The 24,468-nt window shown below is 57.8% G+C and carries 28 protein-coding genes and 1 tRNA gene; 14 read left to right on the top strand and 15 right to left on the bottom strand.

Annotation, left to right across the window (positions count from 1 at the left end; translation table 11 throughout):
- Positions 1–42 precede the first annotated feature (42 nt).
- Positions 43–1,176 (top strand): tRNA (guanine(10)-N(2))-dimethyltransferase, encoded by a 1,134-nt coding sequence (locus tag METFOR_RS05625; RefSeq protein ID WP_015285142.1) that lies wholly within the window; start codon positions 43–45, stop codon positions 1,174–1,176.
- 6 nt (positions 1,177–1,182) lie between these two features.
- On the opposite strand, the gene METFOR_RS05620 is transcribed toward METFOR_RS05625, so the two are convergent.
- Positions 1,183–2,295 (bottom strand): OBG GTPase family GTP-binding protein, encoded by a 1,113-nt coding sequence (locus tag METFOR_RS05620; RefSeq protein ID WP_015285141.1) that lies wholly within the window; start codon positions 2,293–2,295, stop codon positions 1,183–1,185.
- A gap of 143 nt (positions 2,296–2,438) precedes the next feature.
- On the opposite strand from METFOR_RS05620, the gene METFOR_RS05615 reads away from it, so the two are divergent.
- Positions 2,439–2,513 (top strand) — tRNA-Glu (locus tag METFOR_RS05615).
- Positions 2,514–2,580: 67 nt separating this feature from the next.
- A complete protein-coding gene (locus METFOR_RS05610; protein ID WP_015285140.1) occupies positions 2,581–3,687 on the top strand; it encodes a Fic family protein in 1,107 nt (368 codons plus the stop codon).
- Positions 3,688–4,550: 863 nt separating this feature from the next.
- On the opposite strand, the gene METFOR_RS15515 is transcribed toward METFOR_RS05610, so the two are convergent.
- Both METFOR_RS15515 and METFOR_RS05605 read right to left on the bottom strand, forming a co-directional pair.
- The gene (locus METFOR_RS15515; RefSeq protein WP_015285139.1) at positions 4,551–4,709 is read right to left on the bottom strand and encodes a hypothetical protein; all 159 of its coding nucleotides are present in this window, start codon (positions 4,707–4,709) and stop codon (positions 4,551–4,553) included.
- Between the two features lie 415 nt (positions 4,710–5,124).
- On the bottom strand, positions 5,125–5,313 hold the full coding sequence (locus METFOR_RS05605; protein ID WP_015285138.1) for a hypothetical protein: 189 nt from the start codon (positions 5,311–5,313) through the stop codon (positions 5,125–5,127).
- A gap of 182 nt (positions 5,314–5,495) precedes the next feature.
- Here METFOR_RS05605 and METFOR_RS05600 point away from each other — a divergent pair, with 182 nt between their 5' ends.
- From METFOR_RS05600 to METFOR_RS05575, 7 genes are all read left to right on the top strand, one after another.
- Complete coding sequence (locus METFOR_RS05600; RefSeq protein WP_015285137.1) at positions 5,496–5,873, top strand: hypothetical protein; 378 nt, start codon at positions 5,496–5,498, stop codon at positions 5,871–5,873.
- Between the two features lie 47 nt (positions 5,874–5,920).
- Entirely contained in the window at positions 5,921–6,064 is a 144-nt protein-coding gene (locus METFOR_RS15795) for a hypothetical protein (protein WP_015285136.1), read from the top strand.
- A 15-nt stretch (positions 6,065–6,079) separates the two neighbouring features.
- Complete coding sequence (locus tag METFOR_RS05595) at positions 6,080–6,427, top strand: hypothetical protein (protein ID WP_015285135.1); 348 nt, start codon at positions 6,080–6,082, stop codon at positions 6,425–6,427.
- A 13-nt stretch (positions 6,428–6,440) separates the two neighbouring features.
- The gene (locus tag METFOR_RS05590; RefSeq protein ID WP_015285134.1) at positions 6,441–6,908 is read left to right on the top strand and encodes a HEAT repeat domain-containing protein; all 468 of its coding nucleotides are present in this window, start codon (positions 6,441–6,443) and stop codon (positions 6,906–6,908) included.
- A 70-nt stretch (positions 6,909–6,978) separates the two neighbouring features.
- Entirely contained in the window at positions 6,979–7,401 is a 423-nt protein-coding gene (locus METFOR_RS05585) for a phosphate-starvation-inducible PsiE family protein (RefSeq protein ID WP_015285133.1), read from the top strand.
- Between the two features lie 107 nt (positions 7,402–7,508).
- The gene (locus METFOR_RS05580) at positions 7,509–8,423 is read left to right on the top strand and encodes an ABC transporter ATP-binding protein (RefSeq protein WP_015285132.1); all 915 of its coding nucleotides are present in this window, start codon (positions 7,509–7,511) and stop codon (positions 8,421–8,423) included.
- Positions 8,424–8,425: 2 nt separating this feature from the next.
- Complete coding sequence (locus tag METFOR_RS05575) at positions 8,426–9,211, top strand: ABC transporter permease (RefSeq protein WP_015285131.1); 786 nt, start codon at positions 8,426–8,428, stop codon at positions 9,209–9,211.
- 8 nt (positions 9,212–9,219) lie between these two features.
- Here METFOR_RS05575 and METFOR_RS05570 read toward each other — a convergent pair whose 3' ends face one another.
- Positions 9,220–9,768 (bottom strand): HemK2/MTQ2 family protein methyltransferase, encoded by a 549-nt coding sequence (locus METFOR_RS05570; protein ID WP_015285130.1) that lies wholly within the window; start codon positions 9,766–9,768, stop codon positions 9,220–9,222.
- A gap of 197 nt (positions 9,769–9,965) precedes the next feature.
- On the opposite strand from METFOR_RS05570, the gene thiC reads away from it, so the two are divergent.
- A complete protein-coding gene (thiC, locus tag METFOR_RS05565) occupies positions 9,966–11,288 on the top strand; it encodes a phosphomethylpyrimidine synthase ThiC (RefSeq protein ID WP_233504458.1) in 1,323 nt (440 codons plus the stop codon).
- A gap of 12 nt (positions 11,289–11,300) precedes the next feature.
- Here the strand turns inward: thiC and METFOR_RS05560 are convergent, their stop codons facing one another.
- From METFOR_RS05560 to METFOR_RS05510, 11 genes are all read right to left on the bottom strand, one after another.
- Complete coding sequence (locus METFOR_RS05560) at positions 11,301–12,329, bottom strand: DUF1848 domain-containing protein (RefSeq protein WP_015285128.1); 1,029 nt, start codon at positions 12,327–12,329, stop codon at positions 11,301–11,303.
- Between the two features lie 76 nt (positions 12,330–12,405).
- On the bottom strand, positions 12,406–13,173 hold the full coding sequence (gene rsmA / locus METFOR_RS05555) for a 16S rRNA (adenine(1518)-N(6)/adenine(1519)-N(6))-dimethyltransferase RsmA (protein ID WP_015285127.1): 768 nt from the start codon (positions 13,171–13,173) through the stop codon (positions 12,406–12,408).
- Positions 13,170–13,733: a DUF655 domain-containing protein gene (locus METFOR_RS05550; protein WP_015285126.1), complete on the bottom strand. Its 564-nt coding sequence runs from the start codon at positions 13,731–13,733 to the stop codon at positions 13,170–13,172. The genes rsmA and METFOR_RS05550 overlap by 4 nt, the downstream gene beginning before the upstream one ends.
- Positions 13,734–13,743: 10 nt before the next feature.
- The gene (locus METFOR_RS05545; protein ID WP_015285125.1) at positions 13,744–14,094 is read right to left on the bottom strand and encodes an RNA polymerase Rpb4 family protein; all 351 of its coding nucleotides are present in this window, start codon (positions 14,092–14,094) and stop codon (positions 13,744–13,746) included.
- A 21-nt stretch (positions 14,095–14,115) separates the two neighbouring features.
- On the bottom strand, positions 14,116–14,406 hold the full coding sequence (locus METFOR_RS05540) for a 50S ribosomal protein L21e (RefSeq protein WP_015285124.1): 291 nt from the start codon (positions 14,404–14,406) through the stop codon (positions 14,116–14,118).
- A 3-nt stretch (positions 14,407–14,409) separates the two neighbouring features.
- The gene (locus METFOR_RS05535) at positions 14,410–15,642 is read right to left on the bottom strand and encodes a tRNA pseudouridine(54/55) synthase Pus10 (RefSeq protein ID WP_015285123.1); all 1,233 of its coding nucleotides are present in this window, start codon (positions 15,640–15,642) and stop codon (positions 14,410–14,412) included.
- Complete coding sequence (gene trmY / locus METFOR_RS05530; RefSeq protein ID WP_015285122.1) at positions 15,633–16,211, bottom strand: tRNA (pseudouridine(54)-N(1))-methyltransferase TrmY; 579 nt, start codon at positions 16,209–16,211, stop codon at positions 15,633–15,635. Before trmY ends, METFOR_RS05535 begins: the two co-directional genes overlap by 10 nt.
- A gap of 11 nt (positions 16,212–16,222) precedes the next feature.
- Positions 16,223–17,551: a signal recognition particle protein Srp54 gene (locus tag METFOR_RS05525; protein ID WP_015285121.1), complete on the bottom strand. Its 1,329-nt coding sequence runs from the start codon at positions 17,549–17,551 to the stop codon at positions 16,223–16,225.
- On the bottom strand, positions 17,551–18,633 hold the full coding sequence (gene ftsY / locus METFOR_RS05520; protein ID WP_015285120.1) for a signal recognition particle-docking protein FtsY: 1,083 nt from the start codon (positions 18,631–18,633) through the stop codon (positions 17,551–17,553). The genes METFOR_RS05525 and ftsY overlap by 1 nt, the downstream gene beginning before the upstream one ends.
- A gap of 19 nt (positions 18,634–18,652) precedes the next feature.
- On the bottom strand, positions 18,653–19,105 hold the full coding sequence (pfdA, locus tag METFOR_RS05515) for a prefoldin subunit alpha (protein ID WP_233504457.1): 453 nt from the start codon (positions 19,103–19,105) through the stop codon (positions 18,653–18,655).
- Between the two features lie 184 nt (positions 19,106–19,289).
- Positions 19,290–20,384: a sensor histidine kinase gene (locus METFOR_RS05510; RefSeq protein ID WP_015285118.1), complete on the bottom strand. Its 1,095-nt coding sequence runs from the start codon at positions 20,382–20,384 to the stop codon at positions 19,290–19,292.
- Between the two features lie 200 nt (positions 20,385–20,584).
- Here METFOR_RS05510 and METFOR_RS05505 point away from each other — a divergent pair, with 200 nt between their 5' ends.
- The 3 genes from METFOR_RS05505 (at position 20,585) to METFOR_RS05495 (ending at position 24,465) form a co-directional block, all read left to right on the top strand.
- Positions 20,585–22,027, top strand: coding sequence for a saccharopine dehydrogenase NADP-binding domain-containing protein (locus METFOR_RS05505; protein ID WP_015285117.1), 1,443 nt, complete (start codon positions 20,585–20,587; stop codon positions 22,025–22,027).
- A gap of 12 nt (positions 22,028–22,039) precedes the next feature.
- The gene (locus METFOR_RS05500; RefSeq protein ID WP_015285116.1) at positions 22,040–23,263 is read left to right on the top strand and encodes a type III PLP-dependent enzyme; all 1,224 of its coding nucleotides are present in this window, start codon (positions 22,040–22,042) and stop codon (positions 23,261–23,263) included.
- Positions 23,264–23,364: 101 nt separating this feature from the next.
- Positions 23,365–24,465: a hypothetical protein gene (locus tag METFOR_RS05495; protein ID WP_015285115.1), complete on the top strand. Its 1,101-nt coding sequence runs from the start codon at positions 23,365–23,367 to the stop codon at positions 24,463–24,465.
- The last annotated feature ends 3 nt before the right edge of the window (positions 24,466–24,468 follow it).

Raw genomic sequence — 24,468 nt, 5'->3', positions numbered from 1 at the left:
GGGAATATGTATAAGTTTTGCGCGCTGTAACATCTCCGGCACATGGATCTGACGGAGGCGACGGAAGGAAAAACAACGATTTTGATCCCGGTCCAGGACGACACAACCCAGTTTCCACCCGGCTCCGCCCCGATCTTCTTCAACCGCCGGATGGAACTGAACCGGGATATCACTGTGCTCCTCCTCCTGCTCCTCGAACCTGACGAATACCTCGATGCCATGGGAGCCACCGGCATCCGGGGCCTCCGGGTGGCAACCGAATGCGGGATTCCCGTTGCCATCGCAGACCGGGACCCGAAGGCGATCGAACTGATCCGCCGGAACACTGAACGATCCGGGACTCCCATCGAGGTCATAGAGCGGGACATGAATGCGCTGCTCTCGGAACGGTCATTCGATGCCGTGGACCTCGACCCGTTCGGCACGCCGGCCTGGGTGATCGATGCAGCGATCCGGGGCTGCCGGAGGTTCCTCTTTGTGACCGCAACGGATACCGCACCGCTCTGCGGGGCCCACCTGAAGGCCGGGATCCGCCGGTACGGGGCCGAGCCGATGAACACGGAGTACCACAGCGAGGTGGGGCTCCGGATCCTCCTCGGGTTTGTCGTGCGGGAGACCGTGAAGTACGACCGGGGGATCGAGCCGCTCTTCTGCTATGCCCGCGAGCACTTCACCCGTCTCCACCTCCGGATCCTCCGCGGGCCGAAGGCAGCGGACGCGACTCTCTCGCATATCGGGTTCATCCACCAGTGCAAAAAATGCCCGTACCGCGAAGAGCAGCCGGGACTCCATTCCGTGTCCCGTACCTGCCCGCACTGCGGGGAGCCACTCCATCCTATCGGGCCGCTCTGGCTCGGGAAGATCGCGAAGGATGAGATCGTGTCCCGGCTAATCGATGCGGCGGGTACCGCTGACCTGGGGACAAAAAAAGATATCCAGAAACTCCTGGCTACCAGCCGTGAGGAACTGCCGACCTCGAGCTTTTACGATTACCACGAGATTGCAAAACGGCTGCGCTGCTCCCCGCCGGATATCAACGTTGTCCTCGGGCGCCTTACTGATGCAGGTTACCCGGCCAGCCGTACGCACTTCTGCGGGTACGGGATCAAGACCACGGCCCCGCTCTCCGTGATCTATGATGCGGTACGGGGAGACCACACAAACAAAACGGTGTAAAAAAAGTCAGTGCTCGACGATGATGCTGAGCAGGTCGCTGTCCAGGAGCCTGTGGGTGAGGCCGACCCGCTGCCCGGGATGCTTGACCGACTTGCCCCAGATCCGGGCATACCGGAACTTCTGGACGAACTCCCGGTGGAGCTTGTTGCAGACGTCCTCGACCGTGCTTCCCTTGCGGATGATGAGCGGCTCTTCCATGTCCGCTTCCCCGCCATGCGGCTTGAGATACAGGCGGATGAACCCGAGGCAGTCGTAGATCGCGTCCTTGAGTTCTTCCAGGTGGTAACCGCCGTACGCGGAGATCATGATGGGCGGGCTGCCGAACCGCTCCCCGATATCGTGCTCGATCTCCAGGTACCGTTCCTTGTCCACGAGGTCGACCTTGTTGACGGCGATGAATGCGGGGATGTATACGCGGTTGCCCTGCACGGCGTCGATGAGGTCGTCCTGCGTGGCATTCCCGCGGATCAGGATGTCGGCGTTCATCATCTTGGACTCGGCAAGAATGGACCGGACCTCCTCAATGTCGAGGTCGAGCGTCCCGACCGCATTGAGCCGGATACCGCCATGGGCAGATTTCTTGATCGTAATGTCAGGCTTCGGGACATTGATCCGGATGCCGGCATCGTAGAGTTCCCGGAGCAGGACATCGAAGTGCGCCTCGTTGAAGACATCCACAAGAATGATGATGATGTCCGCGTTCCTGACGACCGCGATGACCTCCTTACCCCGGCCTTTGCCCATTGCTGCGCCCGCGATAAGCCCCGGGATATCGAGGAGCTGGATCTTCGCCCCTTTGTATTCGAGAGCCCCGGGCACGACCGTGAGCGTGGTGAACGCATACGCCCCGACCGCACTCTCCGTGCCGGTCAGCTTGTTGAGGAGTGTACTTTTACCGGTTGACGGAAACCCCACAAGGACTGCCGTTGCATCGCCGGACTTCTTGACCTGGTAGCCTTCCCCGCCACCGCCGGCCTTCATGGCCCGGTTCACGGCCTCGTCCTTGAGCTTGGCTATCTTGGCCTTGACCCGCCCGATATGCTTGGAAGTAGCCTTGTTGTAGGGCGTCTTGATTAACTCGTCTTCGAGCTGTTTGATCTCATCCTCAAGACTACTCATTGCCTATAGTAATCGCTGCAGGACGGAGATATAGTTGATTGTAGTCCGGCCATATCGGGATATGAAAACCCTCGCCGAAGCGCACCGTGCGTGCAGGGGAATAAAGTATAAGTAGCCTCATCGCCCACACTAGAGGGCAACTTGCTGCTATAGTGTAGTCCGGCCAATCATGCGAGCCTCTCACGCTCGCGACTGGGGTTCGAATCCCCATAGCAGCATCTTCTATTCTGGTTAGAATCCCCCTGCCAAACCTAATATTCTCCGGGACACTATACTGAACCAGAAATGGAGCCGTACACGCCCCGAATCCTCCCGCTTGATGACATTGACTGGATGGCACACATCCCCCGCATCGGGAAAGCGAACGCGGCCCTTGCCCGATATGATGGCTTGCTCCAAGGCATTATCAATCCCGAGATCCTTCTATCCCCGCTCACAATACGTGAAGCGGTCCTCTCGTCACGGATAGAAGGTACTCAGGCATCCCTCGAAGAGGTACTACAGTTCGAAGCGGACCAAGCGCACAAGATCACACCGGAGAAGCGGCTGGACATTCAGGAGATCATCAATTACCGGACGGCGATGCGGGCCGCTGTCGAGGATTTGGGAAGGCGGCCGATCTGCACGAACATGATCCGCGACCTTCACCGTATCCTTCTAGCCAGCGTCCGCGGACGGGACCGGGAACCCGGAGAGATTCGCCGCATCCAGAATTATATCGCTCCCTACGGTACCCCCATCGAACGGGCCACGTTCATCCCCCCGCCGCCGAACCTTGTGCCGGATGCCCTCACGAACTGGGAGAACTATCTGCACAGCGAAGAGCGGGATCCGCTGGTGCAGCTTGCGGTACTGAAAGCGCAGTTCGAGCTCATCCACCCGTTCCGCGACGGGAACGGAAGAATCGGGCGGATGCTGGTACCCATCATCCTCTACAATAAAAAGATCCTGTCAACGCCGATGTTCTACATCAGCGCGTACCTTGAGGCCCACCGGGATGAATACTACGACCATCTGCTTTCAGTCTCCCGTGACAACAACTGGAACGGCTGGATAGGATTCTTTCTACAGGCGCTTATCGAGCAGGCCACCGAGAATAACCAGAAGGCAACGGCGATCATCGAACTCTACGAGAAGATGAAAAAAGAGGTTCCTGAGGCAACGCACTCCCAATATACGGTCCAGGCAATCGATACGCTCTTCTCGCGCCCGATCTTCAAGAGCGCTGATTTTATCGCGGAATCAAAAATTCCCAAACCGAGCGCCCACCGGGTCCTGAAGGGACTGACCGAAGCGGATATTCTCACGGTAAGCCGGGAAGGGAAGGGGAAGAGCCCGACGATTTACCGCTTCTCGCGGCTGATCGCGATCACCGAGAGCAGCAGCTGGTAATTTCCCGGGACCGTTGCGTATCAGAATCATACCAGCGTGAGACACAAAGAAGTCTTGTGTCTCACCAGTGATACACAAGATGCTGTTGTGTCTCATTTTTCTGTTTTTGTGAGACACAAGATTTCCCAGATAGTATATGAGCAATTTCCAGACACTCCAAAAAAGGATAAATCAAGAGAAAACTGCATTTGTTTTTGCATTGGATAGTTGTCCGTATCTCTCCGTATTTCTCACGTCGGAATGTATGATACAAAAAAACGTCAAAATTTTAGCAATTTAGTCTAGTATAGACTAATTCGTTGTCTACCCCGATCCCAAGTAAATTGTTATTGCAGAAAAAATTTAGAAATTCACAAGATATGCAAAAAACTAACTCAGAAAATTTACTTGAGATGCGACGAAATACGGTCATTTATCATCTATAACCCAACTTCAAAATTTCCAGAAATTTCCGCCCTTTCAAAAGTCTTATCAGGGTATCGCGCGTAAAGAGAGATCATCCCAATTTGGGGTTGATTTCATGAAAAAAAGCTGGAATGAAGCGGATTCTAACCAGCTAAAAGGTAGCTCCATAGCAGCACTCCTTTTGTGAATTTTTCTGGCAGGAGCACGTGCACCAGTAGATGTGATTCCTCCCCCACCCCGCAATGCGGGGAGTCGCTTGGGGGTCTGCCGATCCCACGCTGGGCAACGGCCCGTACGCATGTTCGCGTACAGGTAAGTGCGTAGCGCAATGTCGAGACTCATCAGAGTCGAGACACGAGAAGAATTGCAGAACAATTCTTCGAAGAGCCCGCGAGGCGTTTTGCGCGTCTGGCATCGTATCAGTTGCATGAGCTTCGCTTTTCGCAGCCAAAGTCTGCTCATTTTTTTTCATGCAGGGTCGGGTTGATCCGGATCAGGTTTTCCATCGCGATCACGATCGCGATTATTGTTTTTGAAGCAGGGTCCGATGGAAAATTTTCCCCAAAGACTGAGGATTTCTTCTCCACCACCAGGCCCAATGACCTGTCGCACATCATAGCACACCCCCATTTCAGACATGCGCCAATCCGGGCCTGTTACGGGCTCCGATTCCCTCCTTTTCCGGACCAGGAGGGAATAATTCGAAGACTTCGTCTTCTCATGTCTCATGCTTTCAGCATTCGACATTCCGGAAAATGAGGGAATAATCCGGGCACAGAACCCGTTTTTACGCCGGAGAGGAGAGGTAAATTTTTGCCACATTCTTTTGGCCGAAAAGAGGGCATAACGGGTTTTAGCCTGCGGACAGGCATCCGGAGAACGCCGGGAGACACCAGTCCCCCTCTGGCAGGGGATCGACGGTACCGACGGAAGCGGCGCTGAACTGGCATTTTTTAAGTCGAAGAAACCTTATACAGGGTTTTCAATCAAAGCCTGCATGAAAAATTTTCGTCAAGGTCTGATTGATCCCGATCACATCGCCCGGAACCGTTTCACCACCGTATCCATGCCCTTCTTCTTGATCTCGATCTTGAACTTCGTCTCCTTGTATTTCACTTCAAAGATCCCCAGCTTGCCGCTCTTCACCAGCCGCTCGACCGCAAGCAGGTCTGCACGGGGCATCCGCTTGAAATCGTCCCCTTCATAGATCACTTTTCCCAAAAGTTTTCCCTCCAACGCTATGCTCTACAATAGACCAGCGGACATATCAACATTGTGCGATGGCGATTCCGGCATCTCCGTACAATCCGGATTACAATTAACGCGCAGAATACCTGTAAATTCCCCGGTTTACAGAGGAACCATTAAATAGCGCGTCCCGGCATATCCCTATACGAGAAGTTATGAGCAGGGAGAAGATCCAGGTTCCCGGAAAAGCCTATGAGGAGATCATTGCACTCCAGCGCGAGATCCACTTTACATCAGACCACGAGGACACCATCAAGAAGGCGGAAGACCGCGGTTACATGGCGGCAGCAAACTGGATCCGCCAGAACGAGCGGGCATACAAGATCGGGTTCGCGTGGGGTTTTGAGCCCGTTGCCGATGAGCCGCAGGGCATGCTCCAGGATATCCCGGAACCCCGCTCGCCCCCGGTCAAGCGCACCATTGCAAAACCCATGCAGACCATGGAACCCCGGTCGCAGAAGAAGGGGTCCGGCTCCAAGAGTTCCGGTGGCTTCTTTGCCGGTATCAAAAAGTGGCTGGGCAAATATTTCTAAAACCTTTTTCGCAAGAATCATTGCACAGGAAGTCCATAGGAGAGCATATGCCAACCTGTGCCGACTGCATCAGTTATCTCCCGAAGGTAAAAGACGCGGGCGAGTGCCGCATCAACGGCCCGGTCCCCCCTGACCGCGACAGCGACCGGTGCCCTTCCCGCACGTTTATTCCAAAGCCCGTAAAACACTGATCGGGTACAACCATCATGCCACGCGAACTTGACGACAAGGACATCGCGATCTTAAAGAAACTCGCACCCGAATGCGGCGACCTGACCTGCTCGGGATCCGGCCACATGTTCCACTCCATCCTCCCCCCGATCTCCAACCATTTCGCCGAGGACACTGAGGATTTTCTCCGGCGCATCAGCCGGCTCGACAAAGAGGAGCTCACCTACCTCACGGACCTGATCCGGAACGGCGAAGAGAGCCTCGGCTGCATGCCGGTAGAGGATGTCGAGGCGCTTGTCCACTATATCCGCGACACCATCTCTCCCGATGTGGCACAGAACGTAATCTCCGTGTACGAATCCGGCGGCTCCTGCGAACACTGACCCTCCCACTTCCATGGCCGAGATCATCACGCTTCTCTCCGACCTGCAGAACGGCAGCATTGCAAAGCGGAAGGCTTCGGCAAAGGCCCTTGGAAGCTCCGGTGACGACCGGGCTCTCACAGCCCTTGCCGCCGCCCTTGACGATCCTCACCCGGAAGTCCGCACTGAGGCTGCTCTCGCGCTCGGCCGAAGGGGTGATGCGGCTGCGGTCCCCCCGCTTGCACGGGCCCTTCAGGACGATGAACCGGCAGTCCGGGCCGCTATCCTTGAGGCACTGGGAAGGATCCGCGATCCCGGGTCAGCACCGCTCGTCATCCCCCTTCTCCGGGACCCTGAACGGGAGATACGGATCGGCGCTGCCATGATCCTCGGGAAGCTGGGCAACCGGCAGGCCGTTGCAACGCTCACCGCATTGAAAGACGACCCGTTCTCCGAAGTCCGCGAAGCAGCAGAAGACGCACTCCGCCGCCTCCGCAGGTAAATCCTCCTCCCCGCACCTTTTTTATCTTCGCCATGCCACACTAGGTTAACGACTTAATCGGGGTTACTGCATGGAAAAGAACTCGCCGGTAATGGAATACCTGATCAACTTCTTCTCGCTCGTGCCCATGATCCTGTACATGATCGTGGCAATCCTCTTAACGATCATTGCCGTCTTCTCGGTCTGGGATGCAGTCCAGTTGATCCTGCAGATGGTGGTATCCCGCGACTTTGCCAACGGGCTTGTCAGCGTCATCTATGCACTCCTCCTGACCATCACCATCATCGTCCTCTTCGAGACCGTGACGGTCTATTTCAAAACCAAGCATGTCGAGGTTAGGGCCCTCCTCATCGCAGGCCTGACCGGGGTTGTCCGGCACGTACTGATCTACAATGTCGACACCGTGGATCCCTTCACCCTGATGGGGACCGTGGCCCTCCTTGCGGTGCTGATCGTTGGCATTGTCTTTGTTAAGCCGGAGCCACTCCCGTAACGCTCATCCAATCCCTTTCATCTTCTTTTTTGCTTCTGGTCTCTTTGTCCCAAACACGAGCATTTTGTAGTACGCGGAACAGAGATCCACAGCACGGAAGATCGCTGATGACGGCAATCATCGAGGCCCATGACCTGAAGAAGAACTATAACGGCACGGTTGCAGTCGACGGCATCCGGTTCACCGTAAAACAAGGGGAGATCTTCGGGTTCCTGGGCCCGAACGGGGCGGGTAAGACCACGACCATGAAGATGATCACCTGTGTCTCGCCCCGTTCTTCCGGATCCCTCACGATCCTCGGAATGGATCCCGATGACAAACCCGCGGAGATCAAGCAGAGCCTCGGCGTTGTCCCACAGGAGACCAACCTCGACCCGGACTTCACCTGCTTTGGGAATCTCTATTACTATGCACTGTACTTTGACATCACGAAAGACGAGGCAACACAACGGGCTGAGGAACTGCTGGAGTTCGTCCAGCTCACCGAGAAGCGGGACGTTTCGGTGGACAAATTGTCCGGGGGGATGAAGCGCCGGCTCATCCTTGCCCGGGCACTCGTGAACCGTCCCGACCTGCTCGTCCTGGACGAGCCGACCATCGGCCTTGACCCGCAGGCCCGTCACCTGATCTGGGAGAAACTCCGGAGCCTGCAGGCGAAAGGAAACACCATCGTGATGACCACGCATTACCTTGACGAAGCCGCACGGCTCTGCGACCGGCTGGTCATCATGGACAACGGAAAGATCCTGGTGGAAGGGGCGCCCGCGGACCTTGTCCGTGACCATGCCGGCCACGAGATCGTGGAAGTGGAGGGAAGCGACGATGTCGTCACCTGCCTCAGCGAACTCGGGGTCCCCTTCGAGAAGACCGGCGACATGGTCCAGGTGGCTGCGACATCTGAGACCGCACGCGAAGTCGCGAGGACCATTCTCGAACGCTGCCGGCCGGAGCGGATGATCACAAGGCCGGCAACGCTCGAAGACGTGTTCCTGAAACTGACCGGGAGGAACTTGCGGGAGTGATCATGCCGCACATCTTCTCGATCCCAAACGTAACCCGCCGTGCCGGAATCGTCTGGTACCGGAACCTCGTGGTCTTTATCCGGACCTTGCAGGTGAACTTCTTTCCCCCGCTTGTCGAGGCGCTCCTCTACCTCTTTGCCATCGGGATCGGCATCGGCACCTACGTCCAGCAGATCGACGGCATCCCGTACATCAACTTCATTGCCCCGGCCATCCTTGCTATCGCGGTGATGAACTCGGCGTTCTTCGAATGCACCTTCGGCTCCTTTGTCCGCATGTACTACCAGAAGACGTTCGATGCCATGATCGCGACCCCGCTCTCGATCGAGGACGTGATCGCGGGCGAACTGTTGTGGGGGGCGACCCGGAGCGTCATCTATGTGCTCATCATGCTGCCGGTGCTCGCGGTGTTCGGTGTCGTCTCCCTGCCCCTCGCCGTGCTCACCATTCCGCTTGCGTTCCTCGGAGGCCTGATGTTTGCCGGTATCGCGATGTGCTTCACGTCCGTGACACCCGGTATCGACACGCTCAATTACCCGTCGTTCCTCTTCATCACGCCCATGGCGCTCTTCTCGGGCACGTTCTTCCCGCTCACGCTGATGCCGGCGTTCCTCCAGTACTTCGCGCTTGCCGTGCTGCCGCTCACGCACCTTGTCGCCATCATGCGGATGCTGACGCTGCCATCACTCTCGTGGATGCTCTTTCTTCACCTTGCATGGATCGCAGTTATCACTGCCATCACCTGCCTCATCTCGATAAACCTGATGCGGAAGCGGCTGATCGTGTGAAGCACACCTCATCGTGTAAACCGGAGGACAAGGAGGATCTCGTCCTCCACCCGTTCCTCGCGGATAAGCTCCGCTTGTAACCCGTGCGTAGCAAAGAGTTCCTTCACTTCCCCTGGCCCGGTAAGCGACGAGATGAGGATAAGGATCCTGCCACCGGGCGCCAGCACCCGCTTGACGTCCGCGGCAAACCGCTCAAGGGTCGCCCTCCCGGTCTTCCCTCCGTCAAGGGCATACTCCAGCCAGTCATCGATCCGCTCATGGGGTTCGGTGGGAAGGTACGGGGGATTGAAAAGAACGAGATCGAATTTTCCCCGGATCGGGTCGAGGAGGTTGCAGCGGATGACATCCACGCCGGCCTTCTGCGCAGCGATTGCCGCGTGGGGATTGATGTCGGTGGCAATGGTGCGGGCACCCTTCCGCATCGCGGCTGCGATCAGTCCCGATCCGGTCCCGACCTCCAGCACCCGGTCGCCGGGCCTCACTTCGCCCCGTGCGGCATCGAGCAGGAGATACGTGTCGGCTTCGGGCTGGTACACTTGCGAGGAGTCGTAGTCCATACAGTAAGGAATGGTTGGCCGGTATCTGAAAAAAAGGGATGGGATGGAGACCGGAAGAGGGAAAAAGGATCGCAATCCGGATCGCACAACGAAATCCGGCCCCGATACATTGCCGGATTGACGCCTGACACGATATGCTGCGCGATCCGGCTTTCATAAACCTGCCGGTAGTTTATTGGTCGGTAAAATGGCTTTTCATGCCGGTGGATTACAGTGCACCAGACCGGATGCGGATGGTAACTATCCATATGGCGGGAGCGCCAAGGATACCTGCACGGAGCGCTGTAAAAGGAATGAAGACCCTGGTTGATTCTGCCCGCGAAGAGAGACTGACCCCCCCGATGAAGACCGTTGCCACAGAGGGGGGTGTCGATCCAAACGAACTCCTCCGGCGGATAGCCGCGGGGAGTGTGGTTATCATGCAGCGCAAAAATCGCTGCACGGGCATTGGAACCGGTCTGCGCACGAAGATCAATGTCAACCTGGGAACATCCTCAGGAAAGGTTTCCGTCAGCGATGAGCTCAGGAAAGCGGAGATCGCCGAAACGTTCGGTGCTGACACCATCAGCGACCTCTCGATGGGAGGCGATATCGACGCCATCCGCCAAGAGATCCTTGCGTGTACCACGCTCCCGGTAACTACCGTGCCGGTCTACCAGGCAGTTGTCGAATGCGGCCTCGAGAACATGACGGCAGAAGATATCCTTACCACCCTCAAACGACAGGCAGGACAGGGGATCAGCTCGGTTGTCGTCCACTGCGTGACACGGAAAATGCTCGGGGTTTTCAAGAAAAAGAAACGGGTTCTCGGGATGGTCTCCAAAGGCGGGTCGATCACGAGCGCCTTCATGCTCACTCACGACTGCGAAAACCCGTTTGTCGAGCACTTCGATGAAGTCCTCTCAATCTGCCGGAAGCATGACATTGTCCTGTCGCTTGGCAACACGGCACGGAGCGGCTGTATCCACGATCGCCCGGACGCATTCCAGCAGGCCGAGATCCGTCAGAATTGTGCACTTGCCCACCGGGCCCTTGCCGCAGGAGTCCAGGTGATCATCGAGGGCGCAGGCGGACATATCCGCAACGACAGGATTGCTCCCATCATCCGCTCGTATAAGAAGCGTTCCCCGTTCCCGCTCTTTGTTGCCGGGCCCCTGCCAACGGATATTGCAGCAGGATACGACCATATTGCCGGTGCCATCGGGGCCAGCACCGCGAGTGCGGCGGGGGCGGATTATCTCTGTTACATCACCCCGGCAGAACACCTCGGTCTTCCGGACCCGCAAGCGGTAAAAGAGGGGCTCATCGCATTCAGGATAGCCGCCCATGTCGGTGATACCGTCAAGCAGGGGAGGGAGAATGAGGATGCGGAAGTAGCGGTCCTCCGGGCCGCACTCGACCGGGAAGCACAGATCCGGTGTGCTATGGACCCGGAGAGGGCACGGCAGTTCTGCGGGGAGGAGACGGAGTGCACGATGTGCGGGAAGTTCTGTGCGATAAAGGTAATGCGGAATTTCTAACGGCCCGTTACATTACCCGACAATCGTATCGTGGAACATCCCGTGTTCGCGGTCTGCAAGATACCGTGAGTAATGCCGGCGAACGGCCGCGGCAGACGTATTGGCATAACAGTATCCACAGAGATGCATGCAGGTGGAGTACTGCCCGATATCCTTCGAGACAACACAACGGCAGGTGTTCCGCTGGCCGGGATCCTTCAGCCGTCGCGAGGGATCGGGTGAGGACCCCTCAAGTGTCTGCTGGTCTTCCGGCCTGAGGAACGCCGTCAGTTCCTTGTCGTGAGCAAACTCCGTTGTCATCAGGTCGCAGCTGATGCACTGCCCCCGGCCAATGCCGTACTGCGAGAGATCGCGCCCCTCGGCACAGGCGGAAAGGGAAAGCCCCCACCGCTCGTTTAGGCGCCGGAGACCCTCGCAGAACTCGGCAACTTCCGCGTCCGTGAACTCGCGGGCGCCCCGGCACCCGGCTGCATCCAGGTTCCGCCGGACTTTCGTATATTTCTCAATGTCCACGAAACTGAAGACCAGCCGTTTCGTGAACGGGGCGATCTGGTCGCCAATGCATTCCACCCGGTCCAGCAGATCGCTTACCGTGATGGTTTCCGTAAGGATGAGGGGGTCGAACCGCCACACGACCTTCCCCGGCCCGATCCGGCGGGAGAGGCGGATGAACGTTTCAATCCGCTCAACGAGCGGCGGCACGTTCGGCTCAAGGTGTTCCTTATCGTAGTCGTTTAAGCTGTAGAGAAAATAGTACCCGTACCCGAGGCGGTCGAGCGTATCCAAGTAGGGAAAGAAGGGCGCGGGGTTCTTGGACCAGAACACAAAGAGCCGTGCCCGGGCAAACGATACAAAGACCGGTTTTCCGCCAAACGGGCTCTTCCACCGAACGTATCCATCCTTCAGCCGGTTCAGGAACCAGTCGCCATAGAATGCCGGGATATCCGTGGAGCGGCTTGCCGAGACGATGACAGGGGCGATCGCTTCAACTGCCAGTTTGCCGTAAGGGACCGCCGGGTCAGCAGCTTCGAGCGATACCATCTCCCAGCCTCTCCATTTCATGGCAATCCCAAAAGAAGTATTCAGCGGGGCATGGGCAAAAACCGTTCGGCCAGCGTCACGGGATGTTTGCGATGGTGGCAAAGTCCTCGAGATACAATGCCTCAGGGCGGCTTGCCAGGATCTCTTCCGGCAGGGTCGAGAGCACACGCTTCACCCACCCGGCGCCCAGCATGGTGCCGGCCGATCCCTTCAGGCAGTTTCTCACGGTCTTTCTCCGGTGCGAGAAGAGCGCCCGGACAACATCGGCGTACAGGCGCCGGTCATTGATGAAAAAGATCGGCTCGCGGGGGAAGATCTTCACGACCGCGGAATGTACCTGGGGCCGGGGTGAGAAGCATTGCGGCGGGAGCCGGAAACACTGCTGTACTGCGGCGTAGGTCTGGACCATGATCGAGAGCCGCCCGCAGTCCTTTGTCCCCGCCTTTGCCACCATCCGGTCTGCAAACTCTGCCTGGTACATCAGGACGCCGACCTCGAAGTTCTGTTCCAGCAGCCGGAACGTGATCTTGGATGAGGCGGAGTAGGGAAGGTTTGAGACCGTGATCTCGAATGGGGGGAAGGTGCACCGGGTGGCATCGCCGTGCTGGAGCACGAGCTGGCCGGATGCGATCTCGCGAGAAAACGTATCGGTAAGCTGTTCCACGAGACGGGTGTCCAGCTCGATCGCATGCACGAAGGCTTCCCGGTCGAGCAGGGCACGGGTCAGCGCCCCGTTGCCCGGCCCGATCTCGAGCACCTTTTTGTCCTGCACCTCTGTCAGGTCCGCGATGCGGTTCACCGCATTCGGGTCGATGAGGAAGTGCTGGTCGTGCTGCGCTTTCATTTCGTGGTGAACAGGTGGTACTTGGTATCCTTGTCCTGGAGTTCCTCAAGGATCCGTGCCTGGACCATTTTTGCCGGGTGGGGGATCGCCTTGATCCGTGCGGAGATGTCGGCGAAACTCTCGAACGGCTTCCGGTTCCGGGACTCCAGAATCTCCCACATCAGCTTCTTGCCGATGCCCGGGAGGAGGTGGAGCATGTGGAGTTTGGGCGTTATCGAGATTGCCTTGTTAAAAAACGTGACAAAATCGGGCTCACGCTCCTTTACGATCTTCTCGATGATGAACGGGAGCTCGCCCTTTGCCGTCTGGGTCAGCTCCTCGTACCCGATCCGGCGCTTGACGCGTTCGACCTTGTCGCGCTCGGCATCGCCTATGTAGACTTTGTCGTGCAGTTCGATCCGGACACCCGGCTTTGGCACAAGCTCTAGCAGCTTGAACTGCTCAAGGCCCATGGCCTGGACGATCGGTTCCCGCTTGAACGGGGGACGCGGGTCATCCGGGTGGCCTTTTAGCAGGACATCCAGCACTATCGCGTTGACCTCTTTCTTCTCCGCCTTCATGATCAACACCTCAGTAATGTGTGATGACCAGTTCGATGATGGAATCGATCTCTTCGGGAGATAAGGTGAACCGCTCTTTCGCGAAGATCGCCCGGACCTCATCACGGGTCTTGGGCATGATATTGGCAATCCGGTACGCGATCTCGGGCTTCATCTTCTCCATCTTGATGAGTTCAGAGACCAGATCGCGGGATTTCTCGGGATCCGTCTTGGAGAGCTGATTGGCATGCTCGATACTGCGCCTGAACTCGTAGGACATCTCCTTCTCGGCGGCCAGCCTCTCGGACTCTACCCGTAAGAGGACGCTGCGCATCTCGGGGAGCGTGACCTTCTCTTCGCTAATAATACCCTTTACTTTCATGCCAATCACCTGACAGTGAATTTACTTCTGCGCTTTTAGATGTTGTGGTCTTGCAATGACGGTCTTTTCGGCGTCGCCATCGCGGATGGTAAGCATCCATGCACGGCCGCGCTGGCCGATGACGGTGCCGGTCTTTCCGTGGAAGCGGCGGTGGGGCATCCCCTTCTGGACGCTCGGCTCGACAACAACGTGGACACGGTCGCCGATCTCGAACCGCTGGATAACCGAGGTTACCGGCGGCAGTCCGCGCTTTCTTAACTCTTTCTTGTACTTATACCGTGTCTTCTTCCTTGGACCATTGTGATGTGCCATGGTTTATTCTCCCTCCTGTGCTCCTTCCACCTGCGTAACGTCGAGGCTGGTGACGCGAGCGCTTCGTTTCAGGATCTCGGCAAGACTCGGACGGGTTCGCCCGGAGTCCCCGGACACGAGTTCTTTTATGTAGAGGCCGGCTTCGCCCAGGACTTCGACAATAAACTTGCCGTCCTGCTCCCCTACACACTCGATTCCGAGGACTGTTCTCTCGCGGACCTTGTCGGCCCGGCGGTGAGCAACCCGTTCAGGCGTGCGCTGGTATATTGTGACGCCCTCCAGGGTTTTTACGGCTTTTGCGAACTCATCCGCCGCTATTTCGCCGTCAACCTCGACCAGGATCCTGTATTTTTTATGCGCTTTGTTTGATTTAAGGGTTTCCACCTCCGCACGGTCAGCCCAGCGCCTGATCGCAACGGAGATCCTGCCGCCCGCAGTGCTGTTGATGGTTTTTTCCAGTTCCGCAAGGTCGATGGAACGCTTCCTTGGCGATACTACTTCAAGGATGAAGGGCCGCCCTGTCCCGACCATGCGGGCATCGATGTCCTCGCGACCCGCGCCGTGGAGGATCGCATTCTCCGCGTTGAACATCTCGATCACGGGCCGCCCGATCAGTTCCTCGACCGAGTCGAGATACTGGGCACCGGTAAAGTTACACTTCTCGCAGCCTGCCCCCTTGCAGGCACGGCAGTCCCAGTGCGTCTGGGGGATGCCCCGCTCGAACTTCTGGTATCTCCCATAGAAAAAGACTGAGTTGATCTGGACCTCCACGCCACCGGTTGCAGGATCGAGAATGGTGACAACCTCGGGCTTTTTGAAGTCAACGACCTTGCCGGTCCGTGCCGATACGGCCTTCCCGACCTCCCGGTTCACCTCGGACTTGAAGGGTTCGGGCTCCGCAAGCGAGAGATCGCTCCAGACCATCTCCTCGTTCTCGGCAATCATGGGCGGGACCCGGCAACCGGCAAGGAACGTCGAGAACTCGATGTCCTTCGTTGCGTAGATAACGCGGTCCGCCCAGAGCGGCACATCATCGAAGAAGTTCCCGCAGACCCAGCAGGTACCGGCAAACTTTTTGTACGGCTGGTTCTCCTCAAGGGCAAGGGCGATCTTCAGGCCCCGTCCCCGTTCATCGTTCGAGAGCCCGTGCGAGCGTTTCCCGAAGAACCGCCCGAGGCAGTGGTCGCACGTCTCCCCGTACGCGAGGATCGCTTTCACCTGTTCGTTCATTCCCATCCGCTCATCCTCCTGTCCAGTTCGTTGTGCAATACGGTTATCGTATGATCGGCATGCAGGCACTTCGGCCCCACGGAATATCGCGGGTTGCTACCGAGGAGAGCATTCTCCGCGTCCGTGAAGTTCAGGTGATCGGAGAGGAGGAACGCTCCCGGCAGGTCCTTTGCCTTCCGGACATCCTCCCCGGTCTCATCGAGCACGGCAAACGGCATCTCCGAAAGAAGGCGTTCGAGGCCCCTTTTCCGGATAGAGACCCCGTCCGCCACCTCGCGGAATTCGCTGCCGCAAGGGACATCGATCACCTTCTTGATCAGGGCGGCAGCACTCCGCTCATCCGGCGAGAGCGACCGCACGGCGGATCCCGAGAATTTTATCGTCTTAGGTCCCGATGGCGGTCCCAGCAGGACAAGATAGCAGTCCACATCCCGCCGCAGGTCATGGGAGAGGAAAAGCGATGCGTTCACGCACCGGCAGAGCACGTCCATCCGGCCCCCGCTGCCCGGCAGGTCGTTGATTGAAAAACTCCCGTCCGTACGGGCAAGATGCCCGAGAATTGCAAACGCAGTCATCGGTTGGTATCTCACTGCATCCCGGAGAAGCGTTTCATCAGGCGCTGCATGTTGAACTTGCCGCCGCCCTGCCCGCCCCGCAGGCCCTTTAAGGTCCGCTGCATCATCTTGTAGTACTTGATCAGTTCCCGGACCTCGTCAGGCGTTGCACCGGCCCCGTGGGCGATCCGCTGCATGCGGGAACTGTTGATGAGCGAGGGTTCGTCGAGTTCAGCAGCAGTCATCGAGTCCATGATGATGCGGTACCGGACCATCTTGGTGCTCGTGACATCGTACACGCCCTCGGGCAGCTGCATGTTCCCGAGCGGGAGCATCCCCATGATCTGCTTTAAGGGGCCCATCTTGTTGAGGGCCTCAAGCTGTTTGTACATGTCGCGGAGGGTGAACTTCCCCTTCATCATCGCGTTGACGTCAACGTCCTCGGGGTTGATCGCCTCATTCGCCCGCTCCACGAGAGCCTTTAAGTCCCCCATGCCGAGCAGGCGGGAGATGAACCCGTCGGGATCGAACCGTTCGAGATCCTCGATGGTCTCCCCCGAACCGATGAACGCAATCCCGCTCTTGGTCTCGGCAACGGCCGACATGGCGCCACCGCCTTTTGCGGTGCCGTCCATCTTGGTGATGATGACGCCGTCGATCCCGATCGCCTCGTGGAACCGCTTCGCCTGTTCGCTGGCCTGCTGGCCGAGCGCCGCATCGATGACGAGCCAGCGGTGGGTTGCCTTGGTCAGCACATTGAGGTCGATGATCTCCTTGATCAATTCTGCCTCAAGGGCATGCCGGCCCTGGGTATCGACGATGATCAGTTCCTGCTCTTTCAAGGCTGCAAGGCCCTCGCGGGTGATCTTCAGGGCGTCCTTCTCCTGCGGGTTGCCGAAGCAGGGCACATTGATCTTGGTACAGAGCGTGGAGATCTGGTCGAAGGCGCCGGGCCGGAACGTGTCGGCGCAGATGACCCCGACTTTCATCCCCTTCTTCTGGAAGTAGCGGGCGAGCTTCGCCGTGGTCGTGGTCTTGCCGCTCCCCTGCAGGCCGGCCATCAGGATGGTCTGGGGTTCGAGTTTGACCTCGGTCGAAGCCCAGACAAGGCGGACCAGCTCCTGGTACACGATGCGGAGCACATGCTCGCGGACGTTCATGCCCTTGGGTGGCTCCTCTTCAAGGGACCGGGTGCGGATCGCCTTGCTGAGCTCCATGACGAGCTTGACGTTGACATCAGAGGAGATGAGCGCCCGCTGGAGGTCTTTTACCAAATCGTCGACTGCTGCCCGGTCGACAACGGTCTTGCCGGCCAGTTTCTTGAGGGCATCCTTTAACGAAGAGGAGAGGTTGTCGAGCATCACGCACCCCCTTCCAGCAGCTCTTCAACAACCGTTGCCGGCTCGAAGGGCATGATGTCGTCATAGGCCTGCCCGACCCCGAGGAACATCAGCGGCTTGCCGATGGTGTGGGCAATGGAGATCGCCGCCCCGCCCCGGGAGTCCATGTCTGCCTTGGTGAGGACAACGGCATCTGCCCCGACCGTCCGGTCGAACTCGAAGGCACGGGTCACGGCATCATTGCCGGCCACCGCTTCGTCAACGTACACGACAAGATCGGGTTTCATGACGCGTTTGATCTTCTCGAGCTGACTCATCAGGTTTGCCTTGTTGTGGAAGCGCCCGGCGGTGTCCGCAAGGACCACATCGATCTTGTGCGCTTTTGCATACTCCACGGTATCGAACAGCACCGCGGAAGGGTCGGCGCCTTCCTGGTGCTGAATGACCCGGATGCCGAGGCGCTCGGCATGGACGGCGATCTGCTCGATTGCCCCGGCACGGTAGGTGTCGCCTGCGCCGATGACCACCGTGAAGCCCTCCTTCCGGAGCCAGGACCCGATCTTTGCCACGGTCGTGGTCTTACCGGTGCCGTTCACGCCGGTGAACAGGATTTTCACGGGGCGCTCGTGCTTCGCGATATACGCCTTGAGATCGAACCCCTGCCCGAGCACGTCCAGTAAGGCGGCTTTCAGCGCATGGACAACGAGGTGGTCGACCGATTCACCGATCTTGCGGTGCCTGCCGACAAGGTTCTTCTCAACGCTGCTGATGATAGCATCGGTTGCCGGGAGGGCCACGTCGCTTTCAAGGAGGGTGAGTTCCAGCTCGGAGAGCGCATCGTCGAGATCTTTTTCCGAGACTATCAGTTCGCGGTCGATGATAAGCGTCTTCATCTTCTGGACAAAGGTCGGGACAGAAGGTTCCGACGCAGGTGCAGCGGCTGTGCCGGGCACTGCATCCGGTTTTGGTGCGGGTATGGGAGGTTTCGCTGTATCGGCGGGGGTTATCTCTCCCCCGGGTTCAGCCCGGGCTGCGGCGGCGTTGATACTGCCACCAAGCCGTTCGCGTGCCGCTTTCAGCTTCTCCCGCAGTCCGCCGAACATGGGTGGATATTCTCCGCTATCAGCCCGGGGTCTGGCCCGCAGCCATGGCCTGCTGGTAGCCGGCCTCGATCCGTTTGTTGATCTCGTTCATCTGGGCCCGGAGCCGGTCGAGCGTCTCGGCAACCTTCTTCTGCGAGGCTTCCATCTCCATGATCCGCTCTTTTAAGAACTCAACAGCATCCTTGTTGGAGCGTTCCACGACAACCTCGGACCCGATTGCGAGGAGGACCTTCTCGGGTTCCACGACTTTTGCGCGGACACTTGCCCCGCCGCCAATCTGGAGGAGGACAGTTCCGTCTTCCGAGGCGAGCATTCCTTCGAGTGCTTCGATGGCAGCATGCGCCTCCATCCTCCCGTTCTCCAGCATCTGCAGCTGCTGGACAAAAAGTTCAGCCTGCTGCCCGTACTCCTGCAGATAATTCTGGAGGGTCATCAGTTCGCGCTGGTCCATTGGTGCATTTTTGTCTGCCAAGATACGCCACCCCGTAAAAAACCACTAATGTGGTGATTGTGACTCCTGATATGTATGTTCTCCACCACAATAAATACATCATTGTGACCGGATGCCGGTTCGGGAAGGCGGACAACAGATCAGGAATCCGGCGCAGGAATCCCGTGGTGAGCAGACACTCTGCCGGCATCCCAATGATCTGTCTTCACGCACCCGTGGCAGCGGTCCGGTGTTTTCCTTCAGGGACACGGATCTCGAACCGGACTCCATTTCCAAAGACCCCGTTCTCGATGATCGCGAGATCGGTGATGGCAAGGATCTCCCGGGAGAGGAACATGCCAAGGCCGGTGTTCTTCCCAAATCCTTTCACAAAGACCCGTTCCTTGTCCTCGTTCCGGATTCCCACGCCGTCATCCACGTACACCAGAAAAAGCCCGCCATCTTTGCCCGGCCGGGTGGAGATCGTTATCTGCTTCACCCGCTCGCCGTGACGGAGCGAGTTGTCGAGAAGGTTCTCGAAGACCTTCTCCAGCAGAGGATCGGCATACACCTCGATCCCCATGGCAGGAAGGGAAAGACTCACCTCATTCTGCGGTAGGCGGGCCCGGAGGCGCTCCCCGACAGTGCGGATATCCTGCCATTGCGGGGCAACTACGCCGATCTCCTCGTAGGTCTTCATGAAATCGAGCTGCCGTTCGATTGCATGGGCCGCTGTCTGTTCCTTCTCGATCCGCGCTATTGCGGCAGGATCGGTAACCTGCATGCGGGAGAGTTCCAGGTACGAGAGGAGAGCGGAGAGCTGATTCCGGATGTCGTGCCGCGTGACACTGGAGAGGAGGTTCAGTTTCCGGTTAGCTGTCTGGAAGGCGTGCTCGGACGCAGCCAGCCGTTCGTTCACGTCCAGGAGGTTCTGGTTCTGCGCCCTGACCATGGCGTAGAAATTGTTCAGGGTATCGGCAATGTACCCGATGATGTACGCGACAATAAAGAACATCGCGGCACGGACAAGGGAATCGGGCGTGACCGATCCGGTGATCATCCAGCTGACTGCAATCTGGAGCCCGCCAAAAAAGAGGGCGAGCGGGATCGCTTTTTTCCCGTACCACAGGCCGGCAATGGCGATGATCAGGTAGAAGAAATGCGTGTATGCAATGGAGATCTTCAGCTGGTAATGGACCACCAGCTCAAGGAGGAGCCCGGTGAAAACAAGAAGGGCAAGAGCATATGGTTTGATCGTCCCCACCGTTGTCACCAGGGCCTCCCGGGACAGGAGCAGGTCCATCTCCTCTTTTGCACCCATGCCGCACTTCCTGACGGAACAGTTGGCCGGGCAGGATAAGAGGATTTCGTTCCGGGCGGGGGGGCCAAGATCGGGAGATCTGCCTGGAAAGGCCGCCGGCCCTGCCCGCACCACCAGAAAATCACAGATTTTCGTCGTGTTTAATACAACTCACGCCCTATAGACTTGTGCAGGCCTTACGGGATCTGCAGGAGGAGAGAATGGAATTCAAAAACAAGGTCTTGATCATCGGATATGGCGCTGTCTGCAAATGTATGCTCCCGATCCTGCTCCGGCATGTAACCATCCCACTTGAGCAGATCACCATCATGGATTTCAAGGACAAGTCCGCCGACCTCAAGGCATGGACGGCCGGCGGGCTGCGCTTTGTAAAGAAGAAGGTCACACAGGATAACCTTGCCGGGATCCTCGGAGAATACCTCTCCCCCGGCGGGCTCCTGATCGACGAGGCCTGGAACATCGACAGCTGCGATCTTGCCCAATGGTGCCATGACCACGAGGTCCTGTACGTCAACACCTCGGTCGAGGCGTGGGACCCGGACTCAGGTATTGAAACCGCAAGCCCCTATGAGAAGACACTGTACTTCCGGCAGATGCGGCTCATGGAACTGACCAAGGACTGGGATGACGCCCCCACCTGCGTTGTCGACCATGGCGCAAATCCCGGGCTCATCTCCCACTTCGCGAAACAGGGACTTGTCGATATTGCCCACCGGATGATTGCTGATAAGATCGCCGAGGACCCGACAAGGATCCAGCAGCTGATAACGGAGCAGAAGTTCGGGGAACTGGCGATGGAAGTCGGCGTGAAAGTGATCCACTGCTCCGAGCACGACACCCAGATCTCCCGGACCCCCAAGAAAGTGGGGGAGTTTGTCGGCACCTGGTGCATCGAGGGACTCCGCGAGGAAGGTGTTGCCCCGGCAGAGATCGGCTGGGGCACGCACGAGAAGACCCTGCCCCCGCTTGCCATCGTGCCGCCTGTCGGCCCCAAGAACGGTATCCTCATCCCGAAGATGGGGCTCAATACGTGGGTACGGTCCTGGATCCCGAACCAGGAGATCATCGGCATGGTGATCCGGCATGGGGAAGCATTCGGTATCTCTGACCGCTGGACGGTCTGGAAGGACGGCAAGGCAATCTACCGCCCAACGGTCCATTACGCGTACATGCCCTGCGACGCCACCATCGCATCCATCCACGAGCTCCGCGCCCGGAACTACGTTCTCCAGCCCAAGCTCCGGATCATGAGCGACCGCGAGATCGTCACTGGTGCCGATATCCTGGGCGCCCTTTTGATGGGCCATCCCTACAAGTCCTGGTGGACGGGGAGTATCCTCCCGATCAATGAAGCAAAGAAACTCGCTCCCGGGCAGAACGCGACAACCATCCAGGTCGCGCTCGGGGTTGTCAGCGCTGTCATGTGGATGATCAAGCACCCGCGGGAAGGGTTCTGCCTCCCGGACGATCTCCCGCACGATTTCGTACTGGAGATCGCAAAGCCGTACCTTGGCGAGTTCCGGTCCATGCCTTCCGACTGGACCCCGCTCAAGAACCGCGTGGTCTTCTTCAAGGAGAACCCGGAGAACGATTACGACCGCGAAGATATCTGGCAATTCAAAAACTTCTTATTTGTACAGTAAATCAATCATATAATGACAAAAGTCGCGGTTGATACCAAGAAGAAGCGGAAGAAAAAACCGGAAGGCGATGCTCCCCTTCCGGTTCCTCATATCGGTCATGTGAAAAAGAAATTCCTGCTGGACCTTGCGGCTCAGCACGGATCCCCCATTTTTGTGATTGACCATGAGAAACTCCGGGAAAATTACCGGGAATTCCGAAAGCACCTTCCCGATGTGCAGGTCTATTTTGCTGTCAAGGCCAACTCCAATCCCGAGATCGTGAAAACCCTGTACGATATCGGGTGCAGTTTCGACGTGGCCTCAATGCCCGAGTTCATGATCGTGTACGAAAACTTCAAACACCTGCCAAAAAAAGAGCAGCAGGAGTTTATCTGGGACAAGATCATCTACGCAAACACCATCAAGCCCATCGAGACATTAAAGGCGCTTGACAAGTACAAGCCCCTTGTCACGTTCGACAACCACCACGAGATCCTGAAGATCCGCGACCATGCTCCGCATGCCGGGCTTGTCCTGCGCATCCGTGTGCCGAATACCGGCTCCATGGTGGAACTCTCCAGCAAGTTCGGGGCCCACCCGGGCGAAGCGGTGGACCTGATCATCGAGGCATTCGATAACGGTCTTGTCGTGGAAGGACTGAGTTTCCATGTCGGGAGCCAGTGCACGAACTTCGAGAACTACATGCAGGCGCTCCAGATTGCGGCAAGCATCATAAGGGAAGTCGAGGACCGGACCGAAAGAAAGATCCGCATCCTCGATATCGGTGGCGGTTTCCCGGTAAAGTACCATCCGGGTATCCGGTCGATCCGGACGCTTGCCCGGAAACTGAATGCCGAGATAAAGCGGCTCTTCCCAAAAGACATGCAGATCCTGGCCGAGCCGGGAAGGTTTTTGGTTGCTAATGCCTGCACGGTCGTGGCAAAAGTGGTCGGGAAAGCGGTCCGGGACGGCAAGCCCTGCTATTACATCAACGACGGGGTGTACCACACCTATTCGGGGCAGGTCTTCGACCACATCAATTACCCGGTGCTGGCCTTCAGGAAAGGCGAGACGCAAATCTCCGCGGTGTTCGGGCCCACCTGCGATGCCTTTGACACCATCACGCTCTCCGCGGAACTGCCGGACCTCGACATCGGTGACTTTGTCTATTCCGAGAATATCGGGGCATACTCGCATGCTTCGTCCACGTACTTCAACGGGTTCCCGCCCGCAAAAGTCGTGCACATCAATAAGTGACGCTCCCGTTGCCGGGGGCATCCCCTCCTCCGGATAGTTCCTCCCTTTTTTCCCTGCCTGCGCGAACCTTTTTATCGAATCCCGTTACAACAAAAAAACCTATGCGAATTCGAACTTCACTCCTGTTTTCAGGGTTCATCGCAATCCTCATCCTGCTTGCCGGCTGCACAGAAGACACAACGGACACCGTATCGCCGGGCACCGGGAGTGCCGCAGGAGCCGGTCATGCCGGCATCAGTGTCGATATCGCAGCAATGGATTCCATCCTGCCCTCGACCTATCTCCAGTTCGCCAACCGTGGCGTTACCTACATCGATTTCGATCTCATCAACCCCACGGGCACTGCACGGACGGTGGTCGTGGAATCGGAGGTCCCGGGGTTCACCGACAAGGCAGTCAACACCGTGGAAGTCCCGGCGTACGGGAACATCACGGTCGGCCAGACACCGACACTCCGCACCGGCGCGATCCCTGCAGAGGTAAGAACAGCCTCGCTCCATTACAAGGTCAGCCTTGCAGACGGAACACGCATCGATGAACAGACATATCCCGTGAAGGTCTTCCCGAAAGATACGATGGTCTGGGAAGTGAAAGACGGGGATGAAGAGTACGACATGTCGGAATACATTGCCGCATGGGTGACCCCGCATGCTGCCGTGATCGATCCGCTGATGCGCAAGGCGGCTGAATACCACCCGGATAAGTCGATTGCGGGATACCAGTGCGGGGAGAGCTGCTCGGAGCAGGAATGGGCCGATTACTCGAACGCCCAGGTGAAGGCCGTGTTCAACGCGCTCAAGAACGATTACCGGATCACCTACATCAACTCGCCGATTGCCTTTGGGACCGGGGGCGACAATCCCCAGCGTGTCCGGCTGCCAAAAGACGCCATTGCCGCAAATTCGGCCAACTGTGTTGACGGTACAGTCCTGTACGCCTCCGCACTGGAATCCATCGGCATGAACCCCCACCTCATCATCCTGCCGACCCATGCATTTGTCTGCTATGACACGATGCCCGGGGAGAAGGCGATCACCTGCCTTGAGACCACGATGACCGGCTCCGCTTCATTCGAGGAGGCTGTTTCTGCCGGAGAGGAACAGTACCAGGAAGAGATGACAAACGGGAACTTCAAGTCCGGCGCCTCCCGCGATTACTCGCTTTCTGATCTGAGAGCAGCAGGCATCATGCCCATGGAGTAAGGG

The sequence above is a fragment of the Methanoregula formicica SMSP genome (assembly GCF_000327485.1).
Lineage (GTDB): Archaea > Halobacteriota > Methanomicrobia > Methanomicrobiales > Methanospirillaceae > Methanoregula > Methanoregula formicica.
This window is presented reverse-complemented; position numbering and strand designations above follow the sequence as displayed.

Excerpts from the sequence above, each read along its gene's own strand:
- METFOR_RS05610 (WP_015285140.1), top strand. The coding sequence starts at position 2,581 with ATGGAGCCGTACACGCCCCGAATCCTCCCGCTTGATGACATTGACTGG.
- METFOR_RS05575 (WP_015285131.1), top strand. The coding sequence starts at position 8,426 with ATGCCGCACATCTTCTCGATCCCAAACGTAACCCGCCGTGCCGGAATC.
- trmY (WP_015285122.1), bottom strand. The coding sequence starts at position 16,211 with ATGACTGCGTTTGCAATTCTCGGGCATCTTGCCCGTACGGACGGGAGT.
- METFOR_RS05595 (WP_015285135.1), top strand. The coding sequence starts at position 6,080 with ATGCCACGCGAACTTGACGACAAGGACATCGCGATCTTAAAGAAACTC.
- METFOR_RS05560 (WP_015285128.1), bottom strand. The coding sequence starts at position 12,329 with ATGGTATCGCTCGAAGCTGCTGACCCGGCGGTCCCTTACGGCAAACTG.
- METFOR_RS05525 (WP_015285121.1), bottom strand. The coding sequence starts at position 17,551 with ATGCTCGACAACCTCTCCTCTTCGTTAAAGGATGCCCTCAAGAAACTG.
- thiC (WP_233504458.1), top strand. The coding sequence starts at position 9,966 with ATGCCGGTGGATTACAGTGCACCAGACCGGATGCGGATGGTAACTATC.
- METFOR_RS15795 (WP_015285136.1), top strand. The coding sequence starts at position 5,921 with ATGCCAACCTGTGCCGACTGCATCAGTTATCTCCCGAAGGTAAAAGAC.
- METFOR_RS05550 (WP_015285126.1), bottom strand. The coding sequence starts at position 13,733 with ATGAAGGCGGAGAAGAAAGAGGTCAACGCGATAGTGCTGGATGTCCTG.
- METFOR_RS05540 (WP_015285124.1), bottom strand. The coding sequence starts at position 14,406 with ATGGCACATCACAATGGTCCAAGGAAGAAGACACGGTATAAGTACAAG.
- METFOR_RS05545 (WP_015285125.1), bottom strand. The coding sequence starts at position 14,094 with ATGAAAGTAAAGGGTATTATTAGCGAAGAGAAGGTCACGCTCCCCGAG.
- METFOR_RS05505 (WP_015285117.1), top strand. The coding sequence starts at position 20,585 with ATGGAATTCAAAAACAAGGTCTTGATCATCGGATATGGCGCTGTCTGC.
- METFOR_RS05500 (WP_015285116.1), top strand. The coding sequence starts at position 22,040 with ATGACAAAAGTCGCGGTTGATACCAAGAAGAAGCGGAAGAAAAAACCG.
- ftsY (WP_015285120.1), bottom strand. The coding sequence starts at position 18,633 with ATGTTCGGCGGACTGCGGGAGAAGCTGAAAGCGGCACGCGAACGGCTT.
- METFOR_RS05620 (WP_015285141.1), bottom strand. The coding sequence starts at position 2,295 with ATGAGTAGTCTTGAGGATGAGATCAAACAGCTCGAAGACGAGTTAATC.
- rsmA (WP_015285127.1), bottom strand. The coding sequence starts at position 13,173 with ATGAAAGCGCAGCACGACCAGCACTTCCTCATCGACCCGAATGCGGTG.
- METFOR_RS05510 (WP_015285118.1), bottom strand. The coding sequence starts at position 20,384 with ATGGGTGCAAAAGAGGAGATGGACCTGCTCCTGTCCCGGGAGGCCCTG.
- METFOR_RS05625 (WP_015285142.1), top strand. The coding sequence starts at position 43 with ATGGATCTGACGGAGGCGACGGAAGGAAAAACAACGATTTTGATCCCG.
- METFOR_RS05495 (WP_015285115.1), top strand. The coding sequence starts at position 23,365 with ATGCGAATTCGAACTTCACTCCTGTTTTCAGGGTTCATCGCAATCCTC.
- METFOR_RS05585 (WP_015285133.1), top strand. The coding sequence starts at position 6,979 with ATGGAAAAGAACTCGCCGGTAATGGAATACCTGATCAACTTCTTCTCG.
- METFOR_RS05535 (WP_015285123.1), bottom strand. The coding sequence starts at position 15,642 with ATGGGAATGAACGAACAGGTGAAAGCGATCCTCGCGTACGGGGAGACG.
- METFOR_RS15515 (WP_015285139.1), bottom strand. The coding sequence starts at position 4,709 with ATGATGTGCGACAGGTCATTGGGCCTGGTGGTGGAGAAGAAATCCTCA.
- METFOR_RS05590 (WP_015285134.1), top strand. The coding sequence starts at position 6,441 with ATGGCCGAGATCATCACGCTTCTCTCCGACCTGCAGAACGGCAGCATT.
- METFOR_RS05570 (WP_015285130.1), bottom strand. The coding sequence starts at position 9,768 with ATGGACTACGACTCCTCGCAAGTGTACCAGCCCGAAGCCGACACGTAT.
- METFOR_RS05580 (WP_015285132.1), top strand. The coding sequence starts at position 7,509 with ATGACGGCAATCATCGAGGCCCATGACCTGAAGAAGAACTATAACGGC.
- METFOR_RS05600 (WP_015285137.1), top strand. The coding sequence starts at position 5,496 with ATGAGCAGGGAGAAGATCCAGGTTCCCGGAAAAGCCTATGAGGAGATC.